At 59.2% G+C, this 23,053-nt stretch carries 26 protein-coding genes; 19 read left to right on the top strand and 7 right to left on the bottom strand.

Features of this window, described 5'->3' with window-relative positions; all coding sequences use genetic code 11:
* Positions 1–51: 51 nt before the first annotated feature.
* Together nudE and cysQ are read left to right on the top strand one after the other, a co-directional pair.
* Positions 52–618, top strand: coding sequence for an ADP compounds hydrolase NudE (gene nudE / locus ACEN93_RS18285; RefSeq protein ID WP_085667664.1), 567 nt, complete (start codon positions 52–54; stop codon positions 616–618).
* 5 nt (positions 619–623) lie between these two features.
* Positions 624–1,457, top strand: a complete 834-nt coding sequence (cysQ, locus tag ACEN93_RS18290; RefSeq protein ID WP_490841201.1) for a 3'(2'),5'-bisphosphate nucleotidase CysQ — start codon at positions 624–626, stop codon at positions 1,455–1,457.
* Positions 1,458–1,470: 13 nt separating this feature from the next.
* On the opposite strand, the gene ACEN93_RS18295 is transcribed toward cysQ, so the two are convergent.
* The 4 genes from ACEN93_RS18295 to rfbC all read right to left on the bottom strand — a co-directional run bounded on the left by ACEN93_RS18295 (position 1,471) and on the right by rfbC (position 5,812).
* A complete protein-coding gene (locus tag ACEN93_RS18295; protein ID WP_490841167.1) occupies positions 1,471–1,926 on the bottom strand; it encodes a thioesterase domain-containing protein in 456 nt (151 codons plus the stop codon).
* Positions 1,927–1,966: 40 nt separating this feature from the next.
* Positions 1,967–3,355, bottom strand: coding sequence for a sigma-54-dependent transcriptional regulator (locus ACEN93_RS18300; RefSeq protein WP_490841168.1), 1,389 nt, complete (start codon positions 3,353–3,355; stop codon positions 1,967–1,969).
* A complete protein-coding gene (locus ACEN93_RS18305; RefSeq protein WP_495610346.1) occupies positions 3,352–5,160 on the bottom strand; it encodes a sensor histidine kinase in 1,809 nt (602 codons plus the stop codon). Before ACEN93_RS18305 ends, ACEN93_RS18300 begins: the two co-directional genes overlap by 4 nt.
* A gap of 106 nt (positions 5,161–5,266) precedes the next feature.
* Positions 5,267–5,812: a dTDP-4-dehydrorhamnose 3,5-epimerase gene (gene rfbC / locus ACEN93_RS18310; RefSeq protein ID WP_085667667.1), complete on the bottom strand. Its 546-nt coding sequence runs from the start codon at positions 5,810–5,812 to the stop codon at positions 5,267–5,269.
* 178 nt (positions 5,813–5,990) lie between these two features.
* Between rfbC and ACEN93_RS18315 the strand changes: the two genes are divergently transcribed.
* The 9 genes from ACEN93_RS18315 to ACEN93_RS18355 all read left to right on the top strand — a co-directional run bounded on the left by ACEN93_RS18315 (position 5,991) and on the right by ACEN93_RS18355 (position 15,589).
* Positions 5,991–8,903, top strand: coding sequence for an aminotransferase (locus ACEN93_RS18315; protein ID WP_495610347.1), 2,913 nt, complete (start codon positions 5,991–5,993; stop codon positions 8,901–8,903).
* A gap of 178 nt (positions 8,904–9,081) precedes the next feature.
* Entirely contained in the window at positions 9,082–10,188 is a 1,107-nt protein-coding gene (gene aguA / locus ACEN93_RS18320; protein WP_007952634.1) for an agmatine deiminase, read from the top strand.
* A gap of 245 nt (positions 10,189–10,433) precedes the next feature.
* Positions 10,434–10,646 (top strand): hypothetical protein, encoded by a 213-nt coding sequence (locus ACEN93_RS18325; protein ID WP_039764626.1) that lies wholly within the window; start codon positions 10,434–10,436, stop codon positions 10,644–10,646.
* A 242-nt stretch (positions 10,647–10,888) separates the two neighbouring features.
* Entirely contained in the window at positions 10,889–11,557 is a 669-nt protein-coding gene (locus tag ACEN93_RS18330; RefSeq protein ID WP_495610348.1) for a DsbA family protein, read from the top strand.
* 299 nt (positions 11,558–11,856) lie between these two features.
* Positions 11,857–13,143: an OprD family porin gene (locus ACEN93_RS18335; RefSeq protein ID WP_039764630.1), complete on the top strand. Its 1,287-nt coding sequence runs from the start codon at positions 11,857–11,859 to the stop codon at positions 13,141–13,143.
* A gap of 233 nt (positions 13,144–13,376) precedes the next feature.
* A complete protein-coding gene (locus tag ACEN93_RS18340; protein WP_011331995.1) occupies positions 13,377–14,123 on the top strand; it encodes a 2OG-Fe dioxygenase family protein in 747 nt (248 codons plus the stop codon).
* 79 nt (positions 14,124–14,202) lie between these two features.
* On the top strand, positions 14,203–14,580 hold the full coding sequence (locus tag ACEN93_RS18345) for a GNAT family N-acetyltransferase (protein ID WP_007952618.1): 378 nt from the start codon (positions 14,203–14,205) through the stop codon (positions 14,578–14,580).
* Positions 14,577–15,293 carry an AzlC family ABC transporter permease gene (locus ACEN93_RS18350; RefSeq protein ID WP_011331997.1) on the top strand — a complete coding sequence of 239 codons (717 nt, stop codon included), beginning with the start codon at positions 14,577–14,579 and terminating at the stop codon, positions 15,291–15,293. The genes ACEN93_RS18345 and ACEN93_RS18350 overlap by 4 nt, the downstream gene beginning before the upstream one ends.
* On the top strand, positions 15,272–15,589 hold the full coding sequence (locus ACEN93_RS18355) for an AzlD domain-containing protein (RefSeq protein WP_007952614.1): 318 nt from the start codon (positions 15,272–15,274) through the stop codon (positions 15,587–15,589). Before ACEN93_RS18350 ends, ACEN93_RS18355 begins: the two co-directional genes overlap by 22 nt.
* Here ACEN93_RS18355 and ACEN93_RS18360 read toward each other — a convergent pair.
* A complete protein-coding gene (locus ACEN93_RS18360) occupies positions 15,506–16,432 on the bottom strand; it encodes a LysR family transcriptional regulator (protein WP_103385582.1) in 927 nt (308 codons plus the stop codon). The two genes, ACEN93_RS18355 and ACEN93_RS18360, sit on opposite strands and share 84 nt — an antisense overlap.
* Positions 16,433–16,879: 447 nt before the next feature.
* Between ACEN93_RS18360 and ACEN93_RS18365 the strand changes: the two genes are divergently transcribed.
* From ACEN93_RS18365 to ACEN93_RS18380, 4 genes are all read left to right on the top strand, one after another.
* The gene (locus tag ACEN93_RS18365) at positions 16,880–17,413 is read left to right on the top strand and encodes a PBECR2 nuclease fold domain-containing protein (RefSeq protein WP_039764637.1); all 534 of its coding nucleotides are present in this window, start codon (positions 16,880–16,882) and stop codon (positions 17,411–17,413) included.
* A gap of 348 nt (positions 17,414–17,761) precedes the next feature.
* The gene (locus ACEN93_RS18370) at positions 17,762–17,980 is read left to right on the top strand and encodes a tautomerase family protein (RefSeq protein ID WP_007952610.1); all 219 of its coding nucleotides are present in this window, start codon (positions 17,762–17,764) and stop codon (positions 17,978–17,980) included.
* The gene (locus tag ACEN93_RS18375) at positions 17,977–18,621 is read left to right on the top strand and encodes a DsbA family oxidoreductase (protein ID WP_495610349.1); all 645 of its coding nucleotides are present in this window, start codon (positions 17,977–17,979) and stop codon (positions 18,619–18,621) included. The genes ACEN93_RS18370 and ACEN93_RS18375 overlap by 4 nt, the downstream gene beginning before the upstream one ends.
* Before the next feature lie 33 nt (positions 18,622–18,654).
* The gene (locus tag ACEN93_RS18380) at positions 18,655–19,365 is read left to right on the top strand and encodes an SDR family NAD(P)-dependent oxidoreductase (RefSeq protein ID WP_085608639.1); all 711 of its coding nucleotides are present in this window, start codon (positions 18,655–18,657) and stop codon (positions 19,363–19,365) included.
* 58 nt (positions 19,366–19,423) lie between these two features.
* Here the strand turns inward: ACEN93_RS18380 and ACEN93_RS18385 are convergent, their stop codons facing one another.
* A complete protein-coding gene (locus ACEN93_RS18385; protein WP_039764643.1) occupies positions 19,424–19,690 on the bottom strand; it encodes a DUF3077 domain-containing protein in 267 nt (88 codons plus the stop codon).
* A 427-nt stretch (positions 19,691–20,117) separates the two neighbouring features.
* Between ACEN93_RS18385 and ACEN93_RS18390 the strand changes: the two genes are divergently transcribed.
* The 4 genes from ACEN93_RS18390 (at position 20,118) to ACEN93_RS18405 (ending at position 22,525) form a co-directional block, all read left to right on the top strand.
* On the top strand, positions 20,118–20,402 hold the full coding sequence (locus tag ACEN93_RS18390; protein WP_039764645.1) for a helix-turn-helix domain-containing protein: 285 nt from the start codon (positions 20,118–20,120) through the stop codon (positions 20,400–20,402).
* Between the two features lie 157 nt (positions 20,403–20,559).
* On the top strand, positions 20,560–21,372 hold the full coding sequence (locus tag ACEN93_RS18395) for a phage portal protein (RefSeq protein WP_495611560.1): 813 nt from the start codon (positions 20,560–20,562) through the stop codon (positions 21,370–21,372).
* A gap of 518 nt (positions 21,373–21,890) precedes the next feature.
* Positions 21,891–22,145, top strand: coding sequence for a hypothetical protein (locus tag ACEN93_RS18400; protein ID WP_414882201.1), 255 nt, complete (start codon positions 21,891–21,893; stop codon positions 22,143–22,145).
* Between the two features lie 125 nt (positions 22,146–22,270).
* Entirely contained in the window at positions 22,271–22,525 is a 255-nt protein-coding gene (locus ACEN93_RS18405; protein ID WP_103385586.1) for an ogr/Delta-like zinc finger family protein, read from the top strand.
* Positions 22,526–22,558: 33 nt separating this feature from the next.
* On the opposite strand, the gene ACEN93_RS18410 is transcribed toward ACEN93_RS18405, so the two are convergent.
* Complete coding sequence (locus ACEN93_RS18410) at positions 22,559–22,942, bottom strand: DUF6124 family protein (RefSeq protein ID WP_039764649.1); 384 nt, start codon at positions 22,940–22,942, stop codon at positions 22,559–22,561.
* Positions 22,943–23,053 lie beyond the last annotated feature (111 nt).

Raw genomic sequence — 23,053 nt, forward strand, 5'->3', positions numbered from 1 at the left:
ACAATCGGAAAAGCCGCGTTATAGTAGCGCGTTCACGCCAAGGAGCTTTGCATGCGCCAGAAACCCACCGTACTCGCCCGCGAGATCGTCGCCACCAGCCGGCTGTTCTGCGTCGAAGAGCTGAAGCTGCGTTTCTCCAATGGCGTGGAACGCACCTACGAGCGACTGGTCGGCAAGGGCGCCGGCTATGGCGCGGTGATGATCGTGGCAATGCTCGATGCCGAGCACGCGGTGCTGGTCGAAGAATACTGCGGCGGTACCGACGAATATGAACTGTCGCTGCCCAAAGGCCTGATCGAGCCCGGCGAAGATGTGCTGGCTGCCGCCGAGCGCGAGCTCAAGGAAGAAGCCGGTTATGGCGCGCGACAGCTGGAGCATCTGACCGAATTGTCGTTGTCCCCCGGTTACATGAGCCAGAAAATCCAGGTGGTGCTGGCCACCGACCTGTACGAAGAGCGTCTCGAAGGCGACGAACCCGAGCCGATGCGTGTAGACAAAGTCAATCTGCGACAGCTGTCGGCACTGGCGCAGAATCCGAATTTCAGTGAGGGACGCGCCCTGGCGGCGTTGTACCTGACCCGCGACCTGCTGACCCAGCGCGGATTTTTCCAGTCATGAGTGAGATGCCGATGAATTTTCCCCATCCGTTGATGGCGCCGGTGGTTGAACTGGCACTGCGGGCCGGTGAGGCGATCCTGCCGTTCTGGCGTGCCGATGTGGCCGTCACCGCCAAGTCCGATGATTCGCCGGTGACGGCGGCGGACATGGCCGCTCACCATGTGATCGTGGCGGGCCTGACGGCGCTGGACCCGAGCATTCCGGTGCTGTCCGAAGAGGACGCCGACATCCCGCAAAGCGTGCGCGCAGGCTGGCAGCGCTGGTGGCTGGTGGACCCGCTGGATGGCACCAAGGAGTTCATCAGCGGCAGCGAAGAATTCACCGTCAACATCGCGCTGATCGAGAACGGCCGGGTAGTGTTCGGTGTGGTGTCGATGCCGACCAACGGACGCTTCTACGTCGGCGGAGCTGGGCTCGGTGCCTGGCGCGGCGACACGGGCGGTACGCCGCTGGCGATTCAGGTGCGTGATGTGCCGGGGCCTGGCGAAGCGTTCACCGTGGTCGCCAGCCGCCGCCATTCGAGTCCGGAGCAGGAACACTTGCTGGCCGGTTTGAGCGCCAGTCTTGGTGAGTTGCAGCTGGCCAACATCGGCAGTTCGCTGAAGTTCTGTCTGCTGGCCGAAGGTGCTGCCGATTGTTACCCGCGTCTGGCACCGACTTCGCAGTGGGACACGGCAGCAGCGCAGGGCGTTCTGGAAGGGGCGGGTGGCGAGGTGCTGGACCTGAGCGGCGAAGCGTTCTGCTATCCACCACGGGAGTCGTTGTTGAACGGTTTCTTCCTGGCGTTGCCGGCGAAAGCCGCATGGCGGGCGAAGCTGCTCGAACTCGCCCGCTCGTAAGCGCGTTCTGTCTTCAGCGGTGCAGAACGTACTGCCCGCTGAACGTCACTGCATCTTCATCGCTTCCTGTATTGACGACTCGCGTATGCAGCGTCAATCGCGCCCGACCGTAGCGCTGATACATCGTCAGAAATTTCTTCCACACCGCAGCGCTCGGTGACGGGCAGATGGCAATGGCATCGCCGGTGACCGGCAGTGGATAACTGATCTGCCCTTCCTGAATCACGATGTGCCCGTCTTCGATGCCTTCCTCTTTCAAACGCAAATGCAGCCAGCCCCAGCCGGCCAGCACCGCGCCGCAATACAGGCTGCCGCCGAACATGGTGCTCTTGTGATTGACGTTGGCGTCCAGCGGCAGGTGCAGGCGCAATTGCTGCTCGTGCCAGTCGAGTACCTTGAGGCCCATGTCCCGGGTCAGCGGGATGTCGTGATGAAGAATGGATTCCAGATAACGACTGTCGTGCTTCATGCCCGGACCTCTTGCGGCAGAAAAGTGAATTGAGTGAAGTTCATTCGGATTCGTCCGAATGGCCGCCGCTGCCCGCGAAATTCAGCCCGTGCTTGCGCAGTTTGTCGTGCAGGGTCTTGCGCGGAATACCCAGGGCTTCGGCCAGACTGCGCACGGAACTGTGAGAGCGGGCCAGTTCGGCGGCGATCAGGGATTTCTCGAAGTTTTCCACTTGCTCGCTGAGCCCTCCTGCCGTGATCTCGACGGTGGTGCCGGGGCTGCCATCGGGCTGCGTGTTGTCCAGGGCCAATTCCAGGCCGAGGGCAAAGCGCTCCGCCGCGTTCTGCAATTCCCGCACGTTGCCTGGCCATGAATGCCGCAGCAGCAACGCCCGTTGCGCCGGTTGCAGTTCGTGCGGTGGCAGACCATGACGGGTACTGGCTTCGTCGGCGTAATGCTGGAACAGCATCAACGCATCTTCGCCCCGTTCACGCAGTGGTGGAATGCGCAGCGGTGCCACGTTGAGGCGGTAATACAGGTCGGCACGGAAACGTCCCTGATCGGCGGCCTGGCGCAGGTCTTCCTTGGTGGCGGCGATGACGCGGATGTCCAGCGGGATCAACTGATTGCCGCCCAGACGCTCGACCACTCGCTCCTGCAACATGCGCAGCAGTTTGACCTGCACGTCCATGCTCATGCTCTCGATTTCGTCGAGGAACAGCGTGCCGCCATTGGCGAATTCGAACTTGCCGATCCGGCGCTTTTGCGCGCCGGTGAAGGCGCCGGGCTCATGGCCGAACAATTCGCTTTCGACCACCGACTCGGCCAGCGCCCCGGCGTTGATCGCCACGAACGGGCCGTTACGCCGACTCGAAAGATCATGCAGGGCGCGGGCGACGACTTCCTTGCCGGCACCGGTTTCGCCGAGGATCAAGACATCGGCCTTGGTCGCCGCCAGTGCGCCGATCTGCTCGCGCAGGCGTGACATCGGTGCGGACTGGCCGACCAGCCGCGCGCTCAGCTCGTTGCGATCACTCAGGGCCATGCGCAGGCTGCGGTTGTCCAGCACCAGACGGCGCAGAGCCAAGGCGCGGCGCACGCTGTCGAGCAGGGCGTCGCTGGCGAAGGGCTTTTCCAGAAAATCATAGGCACCGGCGCGCATGGCCTGCACGGCCAGCGGCACATCGCCGTGGCCAGTGATCAGCAGCACCGGCAACTCGGGATCCTGAGCGTGCAACTCGCTCAACAGTTCCAGGCCATCCATGCCGGGCATGCGGATGTCGCTGACCACCACGCCCGGCCAGTCGCGCTCCAGTTGCGCGGCCAGACCCTTGGCCTCGGACAGCGGAAGAATTTTCAGGCCGGCCAGATCCAGAGTCTGGCCAAGGGCCTGACGCAGGTGCGGATCGTCGTCGATCAGCACCACCTGAATGCGGTTGTCGATGGTCATGCGCTTCGATCCTCGGACGGTTGCAGGCTGACCCCGGGCGCGCCGGCGCGCAGCCGCAGGGTGATCAGGGCGCCACCTTGCTTGTGGTTGGCGAACGACAGTTCACCGCCGAAGGCGCGCATCAGGGTTTCGCAAATGGCCAACCCCAGACCCAGACCCTGAGTGCGGGTCTTGGTCGTGTAAAACGGTTCGCTGGCACGGCCCAGTGCTTCCATGCAGAAACCCGGGCCATTGTCGCGAATGTACAGGTTGACGCCTTCGTCGGTGGATTCGGCACTCAGCCACAATTTGCGCGGCGGGCCTTTTTCGGTCAGGGCGTCCAGGGCGTTGGCCAGCAGGTTGCCCAGTACCTGGCGCAGACGGGTTTCCCCGGCCTCGACCCACAGGGTGGCGGCCGGCAGGTCGCGGATCAGTTCAACGTCCATGCTGCGGCGACGTTTGGCCAGCAACGCCAGGGCGTCGTCCAGCGCCGGTTGCAGGGCGACGCTTTCCGGGGCGTGGCGGTCGCGGCGGGCGAAGGCGCGCAGGTGGGCGATGATCGAGGCCATGCGCCCGGTCAGCTCGCTGATCAGTTTGAGGTTGCCTCGTGCGTCTTCGGTGCGTTCGTGGTCGAGCAGCACTTCGGCGTTTTCGGCGTAGCTGCGGATCGCCGCCAGCGGCTGGTTGAGTTCGTGGCTGATGCTCGCCGACATCGTCCCCAGCGCCGACAGCTTGCCAGCCTGTACCAGATCGTCCTGGGCCCGCACCAGTTCCTGCTGGGCCTGTTCGCGTTCAAGCACTTCCTGTTTCAGTCGGCGGTTGAGGCCTTCGAGATCACTCGTGCGCTCGGCAACCCGGCCTTCGAGTTCCCGTCGGGCCTTGGCTTCAAAGGCGATCCGTTCCAGGTAATGACGACGACGCTGCATCATCAGGCCCAGCAACAGCATCACCACCAGCAAGGTGGCGCCGCCGATCGCCACCACCGTGCGCACCGGTCGGTCGATCAAGGTGCGCGGGGCGAGGATGCTGACGCTCCAGCCGGTTTCCGCGATCTCCTGGGTTTGCGGCAACCACGCGGTCGGGCTCAGGTTCAGCGGGCGTGGCTCGCGGGTCGGGTAGGGCTGGATTGCGGCGATCGCCGCGCGCTCGGTATCACTCAGAGTGCGGGTCGCGCGAAAACGCCATTCCGGGCGCGAGGTGAGGATGACCACGCCGTTGTGGTCAGTCACCAGCAGTTGTTCCGGGGTTTTGCCCCACAGGCTTTCGGTGTGGTCCAGGTCAACCTTGATCACCAGTACGCCGATGATTTTTTCGCCGTTGCGCACCGCTGCGGCGAAGAAATAGCCGCGCTTGGCGGACGTGGTGCCCAGACCGAAGAAGCGCCCGAGGCGGCCGGCCATGGCCTCGCTGAAGTACGGCCGGAAAGAGAAATTACGCCCGACGAAGCTGTCGTGTTTGTCCCAGTTCGACGCCGCGAGCGTCTGACCGTTGGTGTCCATCAGGTACATGACTTCGGCGCCGGTCTGCGCGGCGATGTTTTTCAACAGGCGGTTGGCGTTGCCTTGGGTCACGCCGTCGTCCGGCGCCCCGAGTACCGCGCGCAGCGCGGGCAGGTCGCCGAGGATTTGCGGCAGCACTTCATAGCGATGCAGCGTGCCCAACAGGTTGGCGACGTAGAGGTCGAGGGTCTGGCGATTCTGACCGGCCAGCTCGCTGCGGTAATAGCGCTCGGCCAGGTGTTCCAGCGGCCACAGCAACGGTGCCAGGCACAGGGCCAGCAGGGCGAGGCTGCGCCAGCGAGGGCGGCGGGGAAGGGTCGGAGTCATGAGCATCGAGCGCCTGTGGGTACAGGCGCATTATGCCTAGGCTTGCAGGCGCAGTCTGCGCACCCGTGGCCGGGTGTGCAGCGGCGCTGAAGATTCACACAGGACTTCAGGAAAAGACGTCGGCGTCCTTGAGTAGGCCGGCTGCCTGATCCTTGGCCGACAGTTTTGGCGCTTCGTCCAGCTGCCAGTCGATGCCCAGATCCGGATCGTCCCAGCGAATGCTGCGCTCGGACGACGGGTTGTAGTAGTCGGTGGTCTTGTAGAGGAACTCGGCGAACTCGCTCAGCACCACGAAACCGTGGGCAAAACCTTCCGGTACCCACAGTTGGCGATGGTTGTCGGCGGACAGGTGCACGGCCACCCACTTGCCGAAATGCGGCGAGCTGCGGCGAATATCCACGGCGACATCGAGGACTTCGCCGGCGGTGACGCGGACCAGTTTGCCCTGGGTATTTTCCAGCTGGTAATGCAGCCCGCGCAGCACGCCTTTCTGCGAGCGCGAGTGGTTGTCCTGCACAAACTGCGTGTCGAGGCCGGTGGCGTCCTGAAAGGCCTTGGCATTGAAACTTTCGTAAAAGAACCCGCGCTCATCACCAAACACCTTGGGTTCGATGATCAGGACACCAGGCAGGTCAGTGGGGATTACATTCATGGGTATTCCGGTGGCAGGTTTGAATGGCCGACATTCTTGCGCAAAGTACCGGTGGGTGCGAGAGGGGCATGCAAATCCCCCTGCTTCGCAACCTGTCGGGGGACGGATGGTCTGGGGGTTGCTTATCGCCCGAAGCAATGGCGATATAGGCGCCTAATAAAATTTCAGGGGTCGTTCCATGTCGTTCGCCACGTTGATTCATCGCGCCAGTTTGCCCAGCCCTCAGGTTTCGCTGGAGCAGGCCCGGCATCTGCTGGCGCAGCATTACGACTTGAACGGCACGTTGCAGGCCTTGGGCAGCCAGCAGGATCTCAATTACCGGGTCGACAGCGAGCGTGGGCGGTTCGTGCTGAAAATCTGCCGGGGCGACTATTCGCTGGTCGAGCTGCAAGCCCAGCATGCTGGCCTGAAATATCTGGCTGAACACTGCGATGTCCACGTTCCCCGGGTCATCCCGGCCAGGGACGGCCAAGACCTGCTGACCCTGGACGTCGAGGGCGAATCGGTGCATGTGCGGCTGCTCGATTACATCGAGGGCCAGCCACTGACGGCTCTCGATCATCTTGGCCATGAGGTTGTTGCCGGGTTCGGCCGGCTCTGCGGCGAAATGGATCTGGCCCTGGCCGGGTTCGACCATCCGGGGCTCGAGCGCACATTGCAATGGGACGCGCGCCACGCCAGTTCACTGATCGAGCACCTGCTGCCGGTCATCGAAGACGAACGCCAACGCACGCTGATCGCCGAGGCTGCCGAACAGGCCAGGCTTCGTTTGCAGCCGCTGCTGGAAAAGCTGCCGGTACAGGCGATCCACATGGACATCACCGACGACAATGTGGTCTGGCAGCGTGACGCCCGACGGCACTGGCAGTTGCAGGGCGTTATCGATTTCGGCGACCTGGTGCGCACCTGGCGCATCACCGATCTGTCGGTCACCTGCGCCGCATTGCTGCATCACGCCGCCGGCGACCCGTTCGTGATCCTGCCGGCCGTGCAGGCCTATCACGTGGTCAATCCGCTGCAACACGAAGAACTGCTGGCGCTGTGGCCGCTGATCGTGGCGCGGGCCGCGGTGCTGGTGCTCAGCGGCGAGCAACAGGTCAGTATCGATCCGGGCAACACCTACAGCCGCGACAACCTGACCCATGAATGGGAGATCTTCCGGGTCGCCACCTCGGTGCCGCTGGCCTTGATGGAGGCGGCGATTCTTACGGCGGTCGGCCAGACATTGCCGGCCATCGACAGTGAAGGTTTTGCGCCGTTGTTGCCCGATCTGGTCGGGCGCGAATTCGCGTTGATCGATCTGGGTGTGTTGAGCGCCCACTTCGAGGCGGGCAACTGGGAGCAGCCTGGCATCGATCAGCGTCTGTTGAGCGAGGCCGCTGCCATCCATGGTCTGGCGGCCAGTCGCTATGGACAATACCGTCTGTCCCGCACTCGGCTCGACAGCGCCGATGAGCCAGAGACGTTCCCGCTGCACGTCGAATTGCATGTACCCCAAGGTTCGACGGTGGAGGCGCCGTTCGCTGGCGTATTGCACCTGTCGGCCGACGGCGCGCTGCGACTCGACGGCCCGCAACTGAGCCTGCGTCTGTGGGGCGTGAAACCTTCGTTGCACGGCGGCGCGGCGCTGGTGAAAGGTCAGGTGCTGGGTTCGGTGGACGGTCCGTTGATCGTGCAATTGATTCGCGGCGCACAGCTGGAAGCGCCGCTGTTCTGTACACCATCACGCGCGTTGGCGTGGCAGGCGTTGTCCCCCTCGCCGGCAGCACTGCTGGGCCTGGCCTGCGACGCCGAGCCGGAGCTGGACGCGGCGACTCTGCTGGCGCGCCGCGACGCCAGTTTCGCCCGCACCCAGAAACACTATTACGTCGACCCGCCGCGTATCGAGCGCGGCTGGCGCAATCACCTGATCGACATGCAGGGCCGTTCCTACCTCGACATGCTCAACAACGTCGCGGTGCTCGGCCACGGTCACCCGCGCATGGCGGCGGTCGCGGGCCGCCAGTGGTCGCTGCTCAATACCAACTCGCGATTCAACTATGCAGCCGTCGCCGAGTTCTCCGAACGCTTGTTGAAGCTGGCGCCGGAGGGCATGGATCGGGTGTTCCTGGTCAACAGCGGCAGCGAGGCCAATGACCTGGCGATCCGCCTGGCGTGGGCCGCCAGCGGTGGCCGCGACATGATCAGCGTGCTGGAGGCCTATCACGGCTGGACGGTCGGCGCAGACGCGGTCTCGACCTCGATTGCCGATAACCCGCAAGCCCTGAGCAGTCGCCCGGACTGGGTGCATGCGGTGACTGCTCCGAACACCTATCGCGGCGAGTTTCGCGGCGCGGATTCGGCGCCGGATTATGTGCGCAGCGTCGAGCATCATCTGGCGAAGATTGATGAGCAGAAACGCCAACTGGCCGGGTTCATCTGCGAGCCGGTCTACGGCAATGCGGGCGGGATTTCGCTGCCGCCGGGTTACTTGAAAAAAGTCTATGAACTGGTGCGCGCCCGTGGCGGCGTGTGCATCGCCGATGAGGTGCAGGTCGGTTATGGCCGTATGGGCCATTTCTTCTGGGGTTTCGAAGAGCAAGGCGTAGTGCCGGACATCATCACCATGGCCAAAGGAATGGGCAACGGCCAGCCGCTGGGCGCGGTGATCACCCGCCGGGAAATCGCCGAGGCGCTGGAGGCCGAGGGCTATTTCTTCTCGTCCGCCGGCGGCAGTCCGGTGAGCTGCCAGATCGGCATGGCGGTGCTCGATGTCATGGAAGAAGAAAAGCTCTGGGAAAACGCCCAGGTGGTCGGCGCTCATTTCAAGGCGCGGCTGGAAGCGCTGATCGATCAATATCCGTTGGTCGGCGCAGTGCACGGTTCGGGGTTCTATCTGGGGGTCGAGCTGATCCGCAATCGGGGAACCCTGGAGCCGGCAACCGAGGAAACCATGCTGTTGTGTGATCGCCTGCGCGAGCTGGGGATCTTCATGCAGCCGACCGGCGATTACCTGAACGTTCTGAAGATCAAACCGCCGATGGTCACCTCGCGTCAGAGCGTGGATTTCTTTGTCGACATGCTGGCGAAGGTGCTTGAAGAAGGGCTTTGAAACGATCCGCAACCTTCGAATACCGATTTGTATCGGTATTTTAAGGGGTTAATTCCGATTGTTTTTCATTACTTGCTTCTAAAGCCGATATTTATCGTTTATAAAGTCGCCATAGTCCGTCGTCCATCCCTGTACGGCGCGTTGAAAACCCTCGACGGTTCCCTGGAGTCTGATCGACATGACCACATTGAAAAGCACACCACGCGCCGATGGCTTCTACATGCCGGCCGAATGGGCACCGCAAACCCAGACCTGGATGATCTGGCCCGAGCGTCCGGACAACTGGCGTCTGGGCGGCAAGCCGGCCCAGGCCGCTCACGCCGCCGTGGCCAAGGCCATCGCACGTTTCGAGCCGGTCACCGTGGCGGTGTCCGCCGGCCAGTACGAAAACGCCCGTGCTCGCCTCGACGTGCCGAATATCCGCGTGGTCGAGATGTCCAGCGATGACGCCTGGGTTCGCGACAGTGGTCCAACCTTCGTGATCAACAACAGCGGCGAAGTGCGCGGCGTGAACTGGGACTTCAACGCCTGGGGCGGTTTTGACGGTGGCCTGTATTCGCCGTGGAATCGCGACTCCCAGGTCGGCGGCAAGATCCTCGAAATCGAGCGCAGCCCGCGTTATCGCACCGAAGGCTTCGTGCTCGAAGGCGGCTCGATTCACGTCGACGGCGAAGGCACCCTGATCACCACCGAAGAATGCCTGCTCAACCGCAATCGCAACCCGCACCTGGGTCGCGAAGAAATCGAAGCGGTGCTCAGTGAAAACCTGTCGGTGGACAAGATCATCTGGCTGCCGGATGGCCTGTTCAACGACGAAACCGACGGCCATGTGGATAACTTCTGCTGCTACGTGCGTCCGGGCGAAGTGCTGCTGGCCTGGACTGACGATCCGCAGGATCCGAACTACCCGCGCTGCCAGGCCGCGATGAAAGTGCTGGAAAGCAGCACTGACGCCAAGGGCCGCCCGTTCACGGTGCACAAGATGCCGATTCCGGGGCCGCTGTTTGCCACCGAAGAAGAATGCGCTGGCGTGGACCCGGTGGACGGCACTCAGGAGCGCAACCCGAGCGTGCGCCTGGCCGGTTCCTACGTGAACTTCCTGATCGTCAACGGTGGCATCATCGCGCCAAGCTTCGACGACCCGATGGACGCCCCGGCGCGCGAGATCCTGCAGAACCTGTTCCCGCAACATGAAGTGGTGATGGTGCCGGGTCGCGAACTGTTACTGGGGGGCGGCAATATTCACTGCCTTACCCAACAGCAACCCGCGCCGCACAAAGAGTGAGTGCGGATGTAACAGCTTGAGTTGATTGAAAAAACGACCGGGCAGTCATTTGTTGCCCTCGTATGAAGAGAAACCCGCAGCCCGTCAGGACTGCGGGTTTCTTTATGTCCGCTGGTCGACAATTGCCAGACATTGGCATAGCTCTTGTATCGCTCATGGTGCACTAGGGAGGGGGGAGAACTTCAACAGTTCTGTCATATACCTTGGATAACTTAGCCGCTCACGAACGGGGAGAGAGCGCTGAAATGAACGCCGAAGTGAACGTAATCAGCGAGCGGACGTTGCATCCCATGCCTGTAAATACTGAGTCGCTCCAGATTGTCGCGCACTGGTTGAAATCCAATGGAACGCGTCAGATCAGGGAACCTGATCCGCGCCGGATGATGATCGAGCGTTACCCCGCTGGCCTGTTCAGCGAGGCCGAACTGGAAGCACTCTGGGATGTGATGGAAGGATAAGAAGAACAAACAGGGATTGTAAAAAGCGCTGCCGGGATGGCAGCGCTTTTTTTATGGGCGCGATATCGGAAGCTTTAGGTGTCAATGCCCACCGGGTTGTCTGCCTGACCTGGAAGTGGCGGCTGCCGGTCTCGATTTGACCGATTGCCGAAACACACTGAAAGCCATTCCGGCGTTTTTCCGCAACGACCGAGGGACTAATGTGCCGACATCATTCCCCACCTTCCAGCCGGAGCATTTCGATGACCCTTCACTACATTTACGACCCGTTGTGCGGCTGGTGCTATGGCGCCAAACCGCTGGTACAGGCCGCACAGCAAGTGCTGCCAGTGATCGCCCACGCCGGCGGCATGATGACGGGTGCCAACCGCCAGAGCGTTTCGCCGCAACTGCGCAATTACGTAATGCCCCATGACCGGCGCATTGCTGAATACACGGGTCAGCCATTCGGCGACGCTTATTTCGAAGGCCTGTTGCGCGATCACACCGCGGTGTTTGATTCGGCACCACCGATTGCCGCTGTGCTGGCAGCGGAAAAAATCGACGGCCGTGGCCTGGAACTGCTGGGGCGTTTGCAGACGGCGCACTATGTCGAGGGGCGCCGAATTGCCGACGAAAGTGTGCTGTTGGAATACGCGGTGCAGCAGGGTTACGACGCCGCTACTTTCTTGAACGCCAAGCAGTCCGTCGACACCGAGCAACATATGAAGAACAGCCGCGCTCTGTTGGCGAAACTCGGCGGGCAGGGTTTTCCGACTCTCGCACTGGAGCAGGATGGTCAGTTCACATTGGTGGATATCGGCCCGTGGCTCGGTAAACCGCAGGCCTTCGCTCAATGGTTGAGTGAGTCGTTTGCGCCTGCGACAGCGGCGCATGCCTTGCCGGTCTGTGGCCTCGACGGGTGTGCGTGACCCGGCATTAAAATCCCTGATTACAGGCGTTTCCCTGCACGAAGCCACCGCAAAATTTACTTTTTTTAGACGTTTTTCGCCTATTTAAAGACGATTCTTGAAATTGACACATTGTTGAGGGCGCGGCTACGATTCGGCCCAACGCCTGTGGCTAACCGCCATGACTCAAAATCAGGAGCAGGCCCGCCATGACATTGTCTTGAGCGGGTCTTTTTGTTTCGGGGTGAATAAAAGAGTGCAATAAGCGCCGTTTCAGCCGTTCGACACAGCGCGTTTCAACCCGTAATAAGGAAAACAAAATGTTGAACAAGCGAATCAGTTTGATCGCACTGGGGATGTTGAGTGCCACTTCGGCCATGGCTAACGACCAGGCCGAGTCCAAGGGTTTTGTTGAAGACAGCAGCCTCAAAGTGCTGCTGCGCAATGCCTACATCAATCGTGACTACAAAGATGGCAACCAGGACAAAGCCGAATGGGGCCAAGCGGCCATCGGTACGTTCTCGTCCGGTTTCACTCAAGGCACCGTGGGTGTGGGTGTGGATGCCTTCGGTCTGTATGCACTGCGCCTGGACGGCGGCAAGGGCCGCAGCGGTGCCGGTGGTATCGACTTCTTCAAACAGGGTGACAGCGGCAACGCGGCTGACGACCTGTCGAAGGGTGGCGCAGCGGTAAAATTCCGTATCTCCAACACCGTACTGACTTACGGTGACCAGATGCCGGCCCTGCCGGTGCTGAGCTACGACAACGTGCGTCTGCTGCCGGAAAGCTACACCGGTACCTTGATCACTTCCAAAGAGATCAAGGGTCTGGAGCTGAACGCCGGCCGTTTCACCGCCGAATCGCGCAAGAGCGCTGAAGGCCGTGACAGCGGTGGTCTGAAGTCGATCAACGTGTTGGGCGGTAGCTACCAGTTCACCGAACAGTTCAAGGCAGCGCTGTACGCTTCCGACGTCGAAGACGTGCTGAAGAAGCAATACGTGAACGCCAACTACGTGTTCCCGATCGACAAGGATCAGTCCCTGACCTTGGACTTCAACGGTTACCGCACCAAGCTGGACAACTCCTACGTCCGCGAAAACGGTGTGACCGGCGACGACAACAAGATCTGGAGCCTGGCAGCGACCTTCGCCACCGGCCCGCACTCGTTCACCGTGGCGCACCAGCGCTCCACCGGCGACAGCAACCTGGGTTACGCCTACGGCGGTTATCAGAAAGGTCAGGGTCGCGTGGGTGACGGTGGCAACACCATCTACCTGGCCAACTCCTACTGGTCCGACTTCAACGCTGAAGACGAGCGCAGCTGGCAGTTGGGCTACGGCCTGGACTTCAGCGCATTCGGCGTACCGGGTCTGAGCTACAACTTCGCGTACGTGCGTGGCGACAACATCACCACGTCCACCAGCGAAGGCGGCACCGAGCGTGAAATCTTCAACCAGTTCAAGTACGTCGTGCAAAGTGGCCCGGCCAAAGACCTGAGCATCAAGCTGCGCAGCTCGATCCTGCGTGTTTCGCAGAAATCCAGCGAATACAACGTCAGCGGCAACGAACTGCGGGTGTTCGTGGATTACCCGATCAACGTCTTCTGATGTTTGGTTGAACCCGCGAAACGCGTCAGAAAAACCCCGACTGGTTCGGGGTTTTTTTTTGACGTTTTTTGCGAAAACAGCATAAAAACCCGTGTTTTTGTCATTTGAAATGCACTTTCAAGCCGTTTCAAATCGCGTTTCAAACAGGGCTTTAAATGCCTGAAATTCTTTCTCATGGACGCAAATTCTCCACCTAATAGATTAGGCCGCTCAATGCAGCGGAGAATTTGGTAATGATCGTTTTAACCAGAGAAGTGGGCGAATCGCTACGGCGCGACAAGTACGCCAATGTGCAGGGTGCTGACTTCAATCTCTACGGTCATTTCGCCGACTTCGTCAGACTGACCAAAAGTTGGGAAAACATGGAGCCTGACAGTTACTACGGTCAGGCCGAAGCCGGCATGCGTTACCGTCGTTACAGCGACTTTGAGTACAACCCCAAGACTCGCGAACTGAAGCAACTGGAACATCGCGCGTACGTGCAGTCCAAGGCCAACAACAGCTATGTGGGCGGCGTTGTGCGGCACTTCCAGGACTTCTCGGACGAAGTCATCAGCTCGCCGGTGATGCGCAGCCTGATCGACACCGATTTCGAAGTGTACAAAAGCGTGTTGCCGGAAGAGCTGCACGATGAAATCTGGCAGTGCCAGATCCATCAGATCCGCATCGAGATCAAGCCCGGCAAACAACTGGAAATCACTCCGGAAGGGATTCATTGCGACGGTTATCCGTTCAGCGGCGTGCACTTTTGGGGGCGCAATAACGTCGAGGGCGCGGAGAGTCGTCTGTACGACATCCACGAGCAGCAACTGGCGTCGACCACTTACCAGGAAATCCTCGACACCACCTACTTCCTCGACCGTGACATGCGTCACTACGTGACACCGGCACGCAACACCCACTCCCACGCCATGGCTTACCGGCAGATCCTGGCGATTTCCTTCTCGCGGCCCGGGACCGCTTTCGACATTGTTCGCTAATCAGATCACCCCAATCGACGGCGTCGAATGCTCGACGCCGGTGGTGCTGCGGCGCGCGACGGCCAAGGACGCGCAGCGCATGGAGCGTTTCTTCCGTCAGTTCGACGAAGTGTCGTTCTGTGAATGGCAGGACGCCAAATGCCTGCGCGGCGTGTTGATCCAGAAAACCACCACGGCCTATCTTGCCTTCGACGTCGAAGGCGAGATCGTCGGCGCGGTGCTGGGCGGCATGCTCGGCAGTCGTGGCACGATCAACCATCTGGCGGTCAGCCTGCGCTATCGCAGCCAGGGCGTGGGCCAGCGGCTGGTGGAAGCGGCGTCGGCCGACATGAAACGGGTCGGAGTGCTGCGGATGTTCCTGTTCGTCGATGATGCTAACCTCGCGGGCAAGCGTTTCTGGACGGCCCAGGGTTTTTGCGAACCTCACGGCGAGCGGACATTTGAGAGGGATCTATGAATGAAACATCCGGCAGTGCGCCGCTGATGGTCGACCGTCAGCCATCGCGCACCTTTGCCGAAGCCAGCCCGGTGGTCGCTGGTTACTTCACCGTGTCGTTCGTGTTCGGGCTGATGGCGGTCAATGCCGGGCTGCCACTGTGGCTGCCGGTGGCCATGTGTCTGTTCGTGTATGCCGGGGCTTCGCAGTTTGCGGCGCTGGCGCTGATCAGCAGCGGTGCGTCACTGACCACCATCGTGCTGACCACGTTTCTGATCAACGCGCGGCACATGCTGATGTCGGTCTACATGGCGAAAGCCCTGCGGGCGCTGGGCCTGAGTCGCATGGAACGCTGGTGTTACGCCGGCGGCCTGACCGATGAATCGTTCGCCTTCCACAGCGTCAAACTGGGCACCGGGGCGCCGGTGAACGTCCGTTATCTGATTGGCTTCAACCTGTTCTGCCACACCTCCTGGGTGATCGGCGGATTGCTGGGCGCCCTGTGCGCGCAGTACGCCTCGCATCTGATCAAATACCAGCTCGACTATGCGCTGACCGCGATGATGCTCTACGTCCTGGTCTCACTGTGCAACACCCGCAACAAACTCATCGCCGCCTTGGCCGCAGTGGTCTGCATGGGCGCACTGAGTCTGGTGGGCAGCTCGCCATTCAACGTTTTCATCGCCACGTTTGTGGGCTGCGGAGTGGGTGTATGCCTGACCAAACGTTCCTGATTCTGGTGGTCGCGCTGATGATGGCCGTGACCTTTCTGCCACGGGCCCTGCCGTTGCAGGTCAACACCGAGCACTGGCCGCCCTTCGTCGCCCGCGCGCTGGAATACCTGCCGGTGGCGATCGTCGCTGCGATCAGCCTGACACCCTTGTTGATCAAGGATCAGCACATACAGCTCGATCGCCCGGAATTTTATGCCGCGATTCCGACGCTGTTATGTGCGTATTTCAGCAAAAACCTCTTTCTCAGTGTGGCGGTTGGGACGGCTGCGTACATTGCGCTCGGCTCGTTCATGTAGCGGCAGATCGACCACGTCGTTCAACGCCTGACCGGACAGATCCGGGTTGTTCACCGCCAGGCGCACTTCGAGGAAATCCTCGAACCCGGGGAAGATCGTCAGGCCGTTCTTCTGCGCGGCCTCGCGGGAGACCATGCCGACCGCATCCATCTGGGTGATGAGCGACAGGGTCAGCGTTTCGCTGCAGGAATAAATCGTGCGCTGACTGTTCTCGTGATTGCCCAGCCCGGCGTCGAGAAAACGCAAAAAGCTGTGGGAATACGGACAATCTTCTGCGGGACGCACCTGAAACTTGTTGCCAAGCAAGGTCAGCGGATCGTTCTCCTGACCACAGTGCGCGCCGACCACCTGCACCTGTACTTCAGGCAGGACAATGCTCGGCAGACCCGGACGCTGCGGGCCGATCAGCACCGCAAGGTCGAAGTCTTCGTTCTTCAGCTTGCTGAGGTTTTCCATCGACTCGGCGTAGCTGAATTCCATCTGGTAGTCGGGAAACACTTCGATCAGGCGTCCGATCAATCGCCGGTTGAAGTCCGGCGCCAGCGTGGTGTTCAACGCCACTTTCAACATGCGCTGTCCCGGCACCTTCAACGCTTCGACTTTCTCTTCCATCTGCCGCGTGGCAATCAGCACTCTGTCCATATAGGGCGTCAGCTCGGTGCCTTGCGGCGTCAGCGTCAGCCCCTTGTTGGATCGTCTAAACAAGCGGAAACCGAACTGCTCTTCGACCTTGTTCAACTGTGCGGCCAAGGCCTGCACGGTCAGGCACGAATGCTCGGCTGCTGCCGACAACGAGCCGGTCTGCACGATGCGCATGAGGTTGCGTAAGGTTCTGCTATCCATGGGTAATGCCCTCTGAAGTGGGCTGGGTATTGTTGTGTACGTGACGGCCTGAACGGCGCCATTTGCCGGCTATATTCCTGTACCTGAGCATAGTTGTCGCGCAATTAGTAGCGAATTGATGTCCCTGCCGATGGCTGGAGGCTGACACAGGATCGGGGTTTTTGGCGACGTGGGGGTGATAGGGATCAAAAAAAGTGCCCGACTCGAAGGAGTCGGGCACTTTTTTTGTGCGGTGGGGTTACAGCGGCTGGGACAGTTTCGTACAGCCATTTCGCGCTGTTCAGCGTTGATGCCGGAAGCCTCCTATTGAAAGACAAGAACGGGCTGATTTATTACCGCAGCACAAGTGGCTGAAATATCAGGCAGTTAATTTCGGGACATTTTCAGTCCGAGGCCATTGGATATCCAGGCAATGCCGGCATCCGCGAAGCTAGCGAGAGGATGCCAATGAGCGTGCCTGGGAGCAGGGCGTTACCTGAACAAAAGAACTGGAAGGATCTTGGTTTACCGGACATTCGGGACATTGATTCCGAGTTGCTGACTTCTGCAATCAGAGAATGTCCGGGTGCCGAGAGTCTGGAGGCTGCATGGGAGCAAGTTGCCAAAGGCTTCGGACTTCATGACGGCCTCAATTCAACAGTGATTGAGACACCCATTTGCCCTGTTCTGGTGAGGCGCGAGCACTTGTTGCACATTGTGGAAAAACGCCCGAATGCTCGGGAGCGCTTCACAGACTTCGCGCAAGACACCCTGAAAAAGCCGTTAGAGATCTGGAAGATTTCCTACGATGACGACTCTTTCCGACTGACATACATCGGTGTCTACAACACGAAATACCAGATGCTGGTCGTGATCCATATCGATCACGGCAACGTACTCTGGAACTTCATGAACTGTGACAAAAAGGGACTGAACAAGCATCGGCATGGAGAGCTGCTGTTTCAAAGTTACCGATGGCCCAAACAAAAAGGGCAGCCTTAACAGGCTGCCCTTCACGAAAAAGTTGCTTGATATTGTGCTCCCTCAAGCAGGGGAGAAGAGGTCTCACCCGAACGCTGATTTTCAGGTCATCAACGGGGTTCCTAACGCCGACTATCGCCACCTGATGGCAGTCGGTTTCGCGCTCTTGGAGCCGATTCTCGGCCACTGAATCAGATGTGTCAACCTACGACTTCAATGGGTAAACGGTAGCAACATGGGTGTATCAATTCATTACACCACCTCACAAATGAAGTACCCCACCCCTACTTTTTCCCCTCCCGGCACACGCCTAAATTGAGCTCCAACACCTGACCATCATCCCGAGGGCAGGTCACTGGAGTAGTCGTCATGCCATTTGTCAGCGTACGCATCACCCGCGACGGTGTTACCCGTGAGCAGAAAGCTCAGGTGATCGCCGAAATCACTGAAACCCTGGAACGCGTCCTCAACAAACGCCCGGACCTGACCCACATCGTGATCGAAGAAGTCGACACCGATAACTGGGGCTACGCCGGGATCACCACCACCGAATACCGCCGACAACTGGCGGAACGGGGCCAGTCATGACCCCGACCGTGACCATCGATTTCGTCTCCGACGTGGTGTGCCCCTGGTGCGCACTCGGGGCGACAGCGCTGGAGCAGGCGATCGGCAATCTGGCCGGCGAGATTTCGGTGGAGCTGACCTACAAGCCCTTCGAACTCAACCCGGACATGCCCGCCGAAGGCGAGCCGGCCGTGCAGCACCTGATGCGCAAATACGGCCGCACCGCCGAAGACGTCGCTGCCGGCAAGAAGATGCAGATCGAGCGCGGCAAGGCCATCGGTTTCGAGTTCGACCTGGAGAAACGCACGCACTTTCACAACACCTTCGACGCCCATCGCTTGTTGATGTGGGCAGCGCAGGAAGGGCGGCAGGTCGCGCTGAAAAAGATCCTGCTGCGCGCTTACTTCCGCGACGGCGACAACCCCAACGATCACCCGACGCTGATCCGTCTGGCGACCGAAGCCGGGCTGGATGCCGCGAGGGCCCGCAAGGTGCTGGCCAACGATGAATTCGCCAGCGAAGTGCGGCAACTGCAGGCGTTCTACCGGCAGCACGGGATCAACTCGGTGCCCGCGCTGATCCTGAACGGCAAGCACCTGGTGTCCGGTTCGCAATCGGTCGAGTACTACGAACAAATGCTGAAAAAACTGGCTGCGGCCTGATTCAACACTTACTTATTGATTGAGGATTTCATCATGAGCAACTCGAAAAAAACCGTCGTTATCACTGGCGCCTCCCAAGGTCTGGGCGAAGGCATGGTCAAGGCCTTCCGCGAACTGGGCTACAACATCGTCGCCACCTCGCGCTCGATCAAACCGTCGAACGACCCGCAAATCCTGACCATCGCCGGCGACATTGGCGACCCGGCCACCGCTCAACGCGTGATCAGCGAAGGCGTGGCCCGCTTCGGCCGCATCGACACCCTGGTCAACAACGCCGGCATCTTCGTCGCCAAACCGTTCACCGCCTACACCCCGGAAGACTACGCGGCGGTGCTGTCGGTCAACCTCAACGGCTTCTTCTACATCACCCAACTGGCCATCGCCGAGATGGAAAAACAGGGCAAGGGCCACGTGGTCAACATCACCACCAGCCTGGTCGACCACGCCATCGACGGCGTGCCCTCGGTCCTCGCTTCCCTGACCAAGGGCGGCCTCAACGCCGCCACCAAATCCCTGGCCATCGAATACGCCAAGCGCGGAATCCGGGTGAACGCGGTATCGCCGGGCATCATCAAGACACCGATGCACGGCGAGGAAACCCACGCGGCACTGGGTGCGCTGCATCCGGTTGGACACATGGGCGAGATCGACGACATTGCGCAGGCGGTGGTGTATCTCGATAACGCGAATTTTGTGACCGGCGAGATTCTGCATGTGGATGGTGGTCAAAGCGCTGGGCACTGATTGATCCGGTAACACAAAGCCCTCGCCGCGATGCGAGGGCTTTTTTGTGGGCGACGGTTTACGGATCGGGGCTCAGCACTTTGACCGCATCATCGACCAGCGCCTTGCTCAACTCCTGCAAGTATTGCGAGGCGCAGGCGTGGAGTTCCGGGTCGTTGGCGGCAGAAGTATCTGATGTGAGCAGTTTGGAAATGTGCAGTAGGTGGGATGCGTGGGAGAGGGCGGTGACGACAGGTACGCCGGAGTTGGTGCGGAAGAGTGCGTGGTTGGATTGGAAGGAAAAATGGGTGAGGCCGAGGGTTTTTAGGTCGTGGGGGTTGGTCATGGCTTCACCTACCTTTTGTTGGGAGGTGGAAGGGGCAGACTTTGGACGGATCGATGCTGATCATTTGTGAAACTCCCTGTATCAAATGAGGGCTGCCAATTCGTTCTCAGGCGAAAGGGTGGCAGCTATGCGCAGGCTGAGAAACCGGAGATACAGGAACCCGGCAGGCCCGAAAGCCTCCCACGCACAGCCGCCATTGCACGGAAATGCAGGCACAAAAAAACGCCGGCAAACGTGGGTTGGGGGCGCTGGTGCGCCTGCATCTTACGCGGGTTCTCAGGCCCGGTCGCTGGATTGGCAGCGACGGGTTTGACGGTAGCGTGGGGGAGGGGAAGAGCGCAATCGTGGCCAGGTGGTGGCGGGGCTGATGTCGTTGGAAGAAACCTATACCCTTTTATCACCCAGCAACTGAAGGAGGAAATCAGCGATGGTCAATGAACTGGAGCAATTCCAGCAGGACTTGCTGGACTCTGTCCGCCAAATGAAGGCGGGAAAACCTGCTCGTGTGACAGAGGTGCCACTTTCGGCGGCTGCTGAAGCGCGAGCCAAGGTGGGTGTTTCGCAGAGTGCGTTCGCCAAGTTGATCGGTGTGAGCCTGCGGACGTTGCAGGATTGGGAGCAGGGTCGCAGGCAGCCGACAGGTGCGGCACAGACATTGTTACGTGTTGCTAGCCAGCATCCGGAAGCATTGCGGGATTTGCAGCCAGCCTGAGGTGAAATCGTCTACGGATTGTTCCGATTAGAACTGGCAACGCGGTTGCCGATGATCGGAGTGTGGACGAAATGTGGACACTCCAGAAACAACAAAGCCCCTGCATTTCTGCAGGGGCTTTGTTTTGTATCGTGCCGGCACTAGGAATTGAAAATAGATCTGTCCCCATTCCCGTCTGTCCCCATTCCCCGTCCCCATTCCCTCCAAACGCAACCTGCTGCTGCGTGATTTCATCCCGTCTGCCGGATGCAGTGCGCAGAAAATGGGGCGAGCTGCGCTGGATTTTATGGTGTTCGGTGAGGGGTACTTTCAGCGCAAGCGCAATGTGATTGGCCAGGTGCTGGAGCTGGGGCATCTGCCGGCGTTGAACATGCGGCGCAAGGTTGGCGGCGGGTTCTTGATGTTGCGGCCCAATGGTCAGCATCTGCATTTTGAAGAGGATGACGTTGAACACGTCATGGACTACGACGTGGAACAGAACATCTACGGTGTGCCTGACTATCTGGGCGGGATGCATGCGTTGCTGCTGAACGAGTCTGCGACGTTGTTTCGGCGGCGCTACTTCAATAACGGCGCGCATGCGGGGTTTGTGTTTTACACCAACGACCCGAACCTGTCCGAAGAGGACGAGAAGGCCTTGCAGGCCAAGATCGCCGGCAGCAAGGGGGTGGGAAATTTCCGCTCGCTGTTTGTGAACATACCCGGTGGCAGTGATAAGGCGATTCAGATCATCCCCGTGGGAGACATTGCGACGAAGGACGAATTTGAGCGAATCAAGAACATTACCCGAAATGACGTGATTGCGGCGTGGCGTATGAATCCGGCGCTGGCGGGGGTCATGCCGGAAAATGCGGCAGGCTTTGGAGATATCGAGAAGATAGACCGGGTGTATATGAATAACGAAATTAGGCCAATTATGCAGTTATTTTTGCAGGTGAATTGCCAGCTAAGAACGGATCGTAAGGTGTAATGGAGTACCTAGAAAATGATGTTTTTTGTGAGATGTTACTAGTGTGATTGTTTTAATAGCAAAGCGGTATAAGTGACTGTCATTTCTGACAGGTGCTGAGCCTGAGCGTAAGGTTTAGCATCAAATTGCGCTATATAAAAACTTTCACTCTATTCCGTGGATGAAAGTATTTCACAAAGTAATAATTTAAGGAGAAATGTGATGGCTAGTAGAAGTTCTGGAAAGGTTACATTTGTTCCGAACCTAAGTACAGCCGGTGTCGGCTCGATTAGGCCAAATGAGCCAGGTGCTGATTCATGTAAGTTTACAGATGCGGACGTAGTTTATGGCGGTCCGTTGGTAAACGGGCAAGCTGTTTTTTTTGAAATAGAGGGAACTGCTTACGATAGGAAAGCTAGAAATATTAGAACTGATAGTTAGGCAGTGCGGTATTGGCTGGTTTGCCTGATTTGCACAAGCTAGATCCATTGTCGCCACAAGTAGTGGTACGAGTTTAATTTCTATGTGGGAGTTTTGTTATGTCAAGCACAATAGTGAATGATATTCCTGAAGGCCTTAGTGATGACGAATTCCGCAATATGGTTTCTAAAGAACCCGGAGTGCGTATTATTGGTGTTGCGCGAGGGGCTGATAGGTCACAAGCCACTATTACATGGGAATATCAAGAAAGCAGGAAACTGACTCCACAGAATACTCCGCAGGGTATTTTTGTTGGGTCTAAACAGGAGGTTGATTTTCAGTCTCTTAAAGAAGCGCTTCGTTTATTGTCTTAAGTCGGAGGCGGTATATAGACCTTTGGGTCTGCGCGTTAGTTTCTGATGTTTGTCACATATATTGAATGGTGGGTTCTGGTTGAGTTGGGTAAGATAAGCGGTTTTTATCATTCTGAGAACCCGTTATGCGCGTGGTCTGTAAATTTTGTTGTCAGAAGGGTCGCATAGTTTCAAGAGATGAGTTGTCAACAGATTTTGTGCGATTGTACTGTCAGTGTAGTTCTGTGCAATGTGGTCATACTTGGGTGGCTCACCTGACCTTTTCCCACACGCTCAGCCCTTGCGCACAGGCGGTTGATCGATTGTTGTTTGATCGCTTGCGTTCTATGCCTCGTTTTCAACAGCGCGACCTGTTCGATCAATTATGTGCGTTGCAGTAGAGGGCGAGAGTGAACCCTCGCCCTATTGGATTGTTACTCTGTGGGGACTAGTTGATCCAGCACTTGATTCACCGCCAGCTCCGACAGCATCACGATTTGTGCGATGCCTTGGGCGGTTTTGCGGTGGGTGCCTTGGAGGTCGGCGGCGAAGTCGTTGAGCATGACGCTGGCAGACCCTAGGGTTTCACAGGCGTCGACCAGGAGTGTTTCGTTGCTCGACTTGGGATTGGCCATGTAGTTGCGATTGGGGTAGTAGTCCGCGGCCATGATGCGAGCGGTGGGCGGGCCCAGGTAGTAGTCGAGGGCGCGCTCGGCGGCTTCGTTGAATTTTTTAGAACCGGGGCATTCGTAGGGCGATGTCGGATCGGGGATGGACGTCGGTTCGGTGACCGGCGGATTCGGCGTTACCTTGAACATAAGAGCTTTCCTCTGGTGAAGCCGCGTTCCCTTCGCTGCTCTTCGAAAGGGTGGCGGCTGTGCGCAAGTAGCAGACCGGTAAGCTCTCGGAATCCGGCGCACCCGAAGGTG

The sequence above is a fragment of the Pseudomonas sp. Pseusp21 genome, from assembly GCF_059492145.1.

Coding starts and splice junctions, on each gene's coding strand:
- nudE (WP_085667664.1), top strand. CDS start 52: ATGCGCCAGAAACCCACCGTACTCGCCCGCGAGATCGTCGCCACCAGC.
- cysQ (WP_490841201.1), top strand. CDS start 624: ATGCCGATGAATTTTCCCCATCCGTTGATGGCGCCGGTGGTTGAACTG.
- ACEN93_RS18295 (WP_490841167.1), bottom strand. CDS start 1,926: ATGAAGCACGACAGTCGTTATCTGGAATCCATTCTTCATCACGACATC.
- ACEN93_RS18300 (WP_490841168.1), bottom strand. CDS start 3,355: ATGACCATCGACAACCGCATTCAGGTGGTGCTGATCGACGACGATCCG.
- ACEN93_RS18305 (WP_495610346.1), bottom strand. CDS start 5,160: ATGACTCCGACCCTTCCCCGCCGCCCTCGCTGGCGCAGCCTCGCCCTG.
- rfbC (WP_085667667.1), bottom strand. CDS start 5,812: ATGAATGTAATCCCCACTGACCTGCCTGGTGTCCTGATCATCGAACCC.
- ACEN93_RS18315 (WP_495610347.1), top strand. CDS start 5,991: ATGTCGTTCGCCACGTTGATTCATCGCGCCAGTTTGCCCAGCCCTCAG.
- aguA (WP_007952634.1), top strand. CDS start 9,082: ATGACCACATTGAAAAGCACACCACGCGCCGATGGCTTCTACATGCCG.
- ACEN93_RS18325 (WP_039764626.1), top strand. CDS start 10,434: ATGAACGCCGAAGTGAACGTAATCAGCGAGCGGACGTTGCATCCCATG.
- ACEN93_RS18330 (WP_495610348.1), top strand. CDS start 10,889: ATGACCCTTCACTACATTTACGACCCGTTGTGCGGCTGGTGCTATGGC.
- ACEN93_RS18335 (WP_039764630.1), top strand. CDS start 11,857: ATGTTGAACAAGCGAATCAGTTTGATCGCACTGGGGATGTTGAGTGCC.
- ACEN93_RS18340 (WP_011331995.1), top strand. CDS start 13,377: ATGATCGTTTTAACCAGAGAAGTGGGCGAATCGCTACGGCGCGACAAG.
- ACEN93_RS18345 (WP_007952618.1), top strand. CDS start 14,203: ATGGAGCGTTTCTTCCGTCAGTTCGACGAAGTGTCGTTCTGTGAATGG.
- ACEN93_RS18350 (WP_011331997.1), top strand. CDS start 14,577: ATGAATGAAACATCCGGCAGTGCGCCGCTGATGGTCGACCGTCAGCCA.
- ACEN93_RS18355 (WP_007952614.1), top strand. CDS start 15,272: ATGCCTGACCAAACGTTCCTGATTCTGGTGGTCGCGCTGATGATGGCC.
- ACEN93_RS18360 (WP_103385582.1), bottom strand. CDS start 16,432: ATGGATAGCAGAACCTTACGCAACCTCATGCGCATCGTGCAGACCGGC.
- ACEN93_RS18365 (WP_039764637.1), top strand. CDS start 16,880: ATGAGCGTGCCTGGGAGCAGGGCGTTACCTGAACAAAAGAACTGGAAG.
- ACEN93_RS18370 (WP_007952610.1), top strand. CDS start 17,762: ATGCCATTTGTCAGCGTACGCATCACCCGCGACGGTGTTACCCGTGAG.
- ACEN93_RS18375 (WP_495610349.1), top strand. CDS start 17,977: ATGACCCCGACCGTGACCATCGATTTCGTCTCCGACGTGGTGTGCCCC.
- ACEN93_RS18380 (WP_085608639.1), top strand. CDS start 18,655: ATGAGCAACTCGAAAAAAACCGTCGTTATCACTGGCGCCTCCCAAGGT.
- ACEN93_RS18385 (WP_039764643.1), bottom strand. CDS start 19,690: ATGACCAACCCCCACGACCTAAAAACCCTCGGCCTCACCCATTTTTCC.
- ACEN93_RS18390 (WP_039764645.1), top strand. CDS start 20,118: ATGGTCAATGAACTGGAGCAATTCCAGCAGGACTTGCTGGACTCTGTC.
- ACEN93_RS18400 (WP_414882201.1), top strand. CDS start 21,891: ATGTCAAGCACAATAGTGAATGATATTCCTGAAGGCCTTAGTGATGAC.
- ACEN93_RS18405 (WP_103385586.1), top strand. CDS start 22,271: ATGCGCGTGGTCTGTAAATTTTGTTGTCAGAAGGGTCGCATAGTTTCA.
- ACEN93_RS18410 (WP_039764649.1), bottom strand. CDS start 22,942: ATGTTCAAGGTAACGCCGAATCCGCCGGTCACCGAACCGACGTCCATC.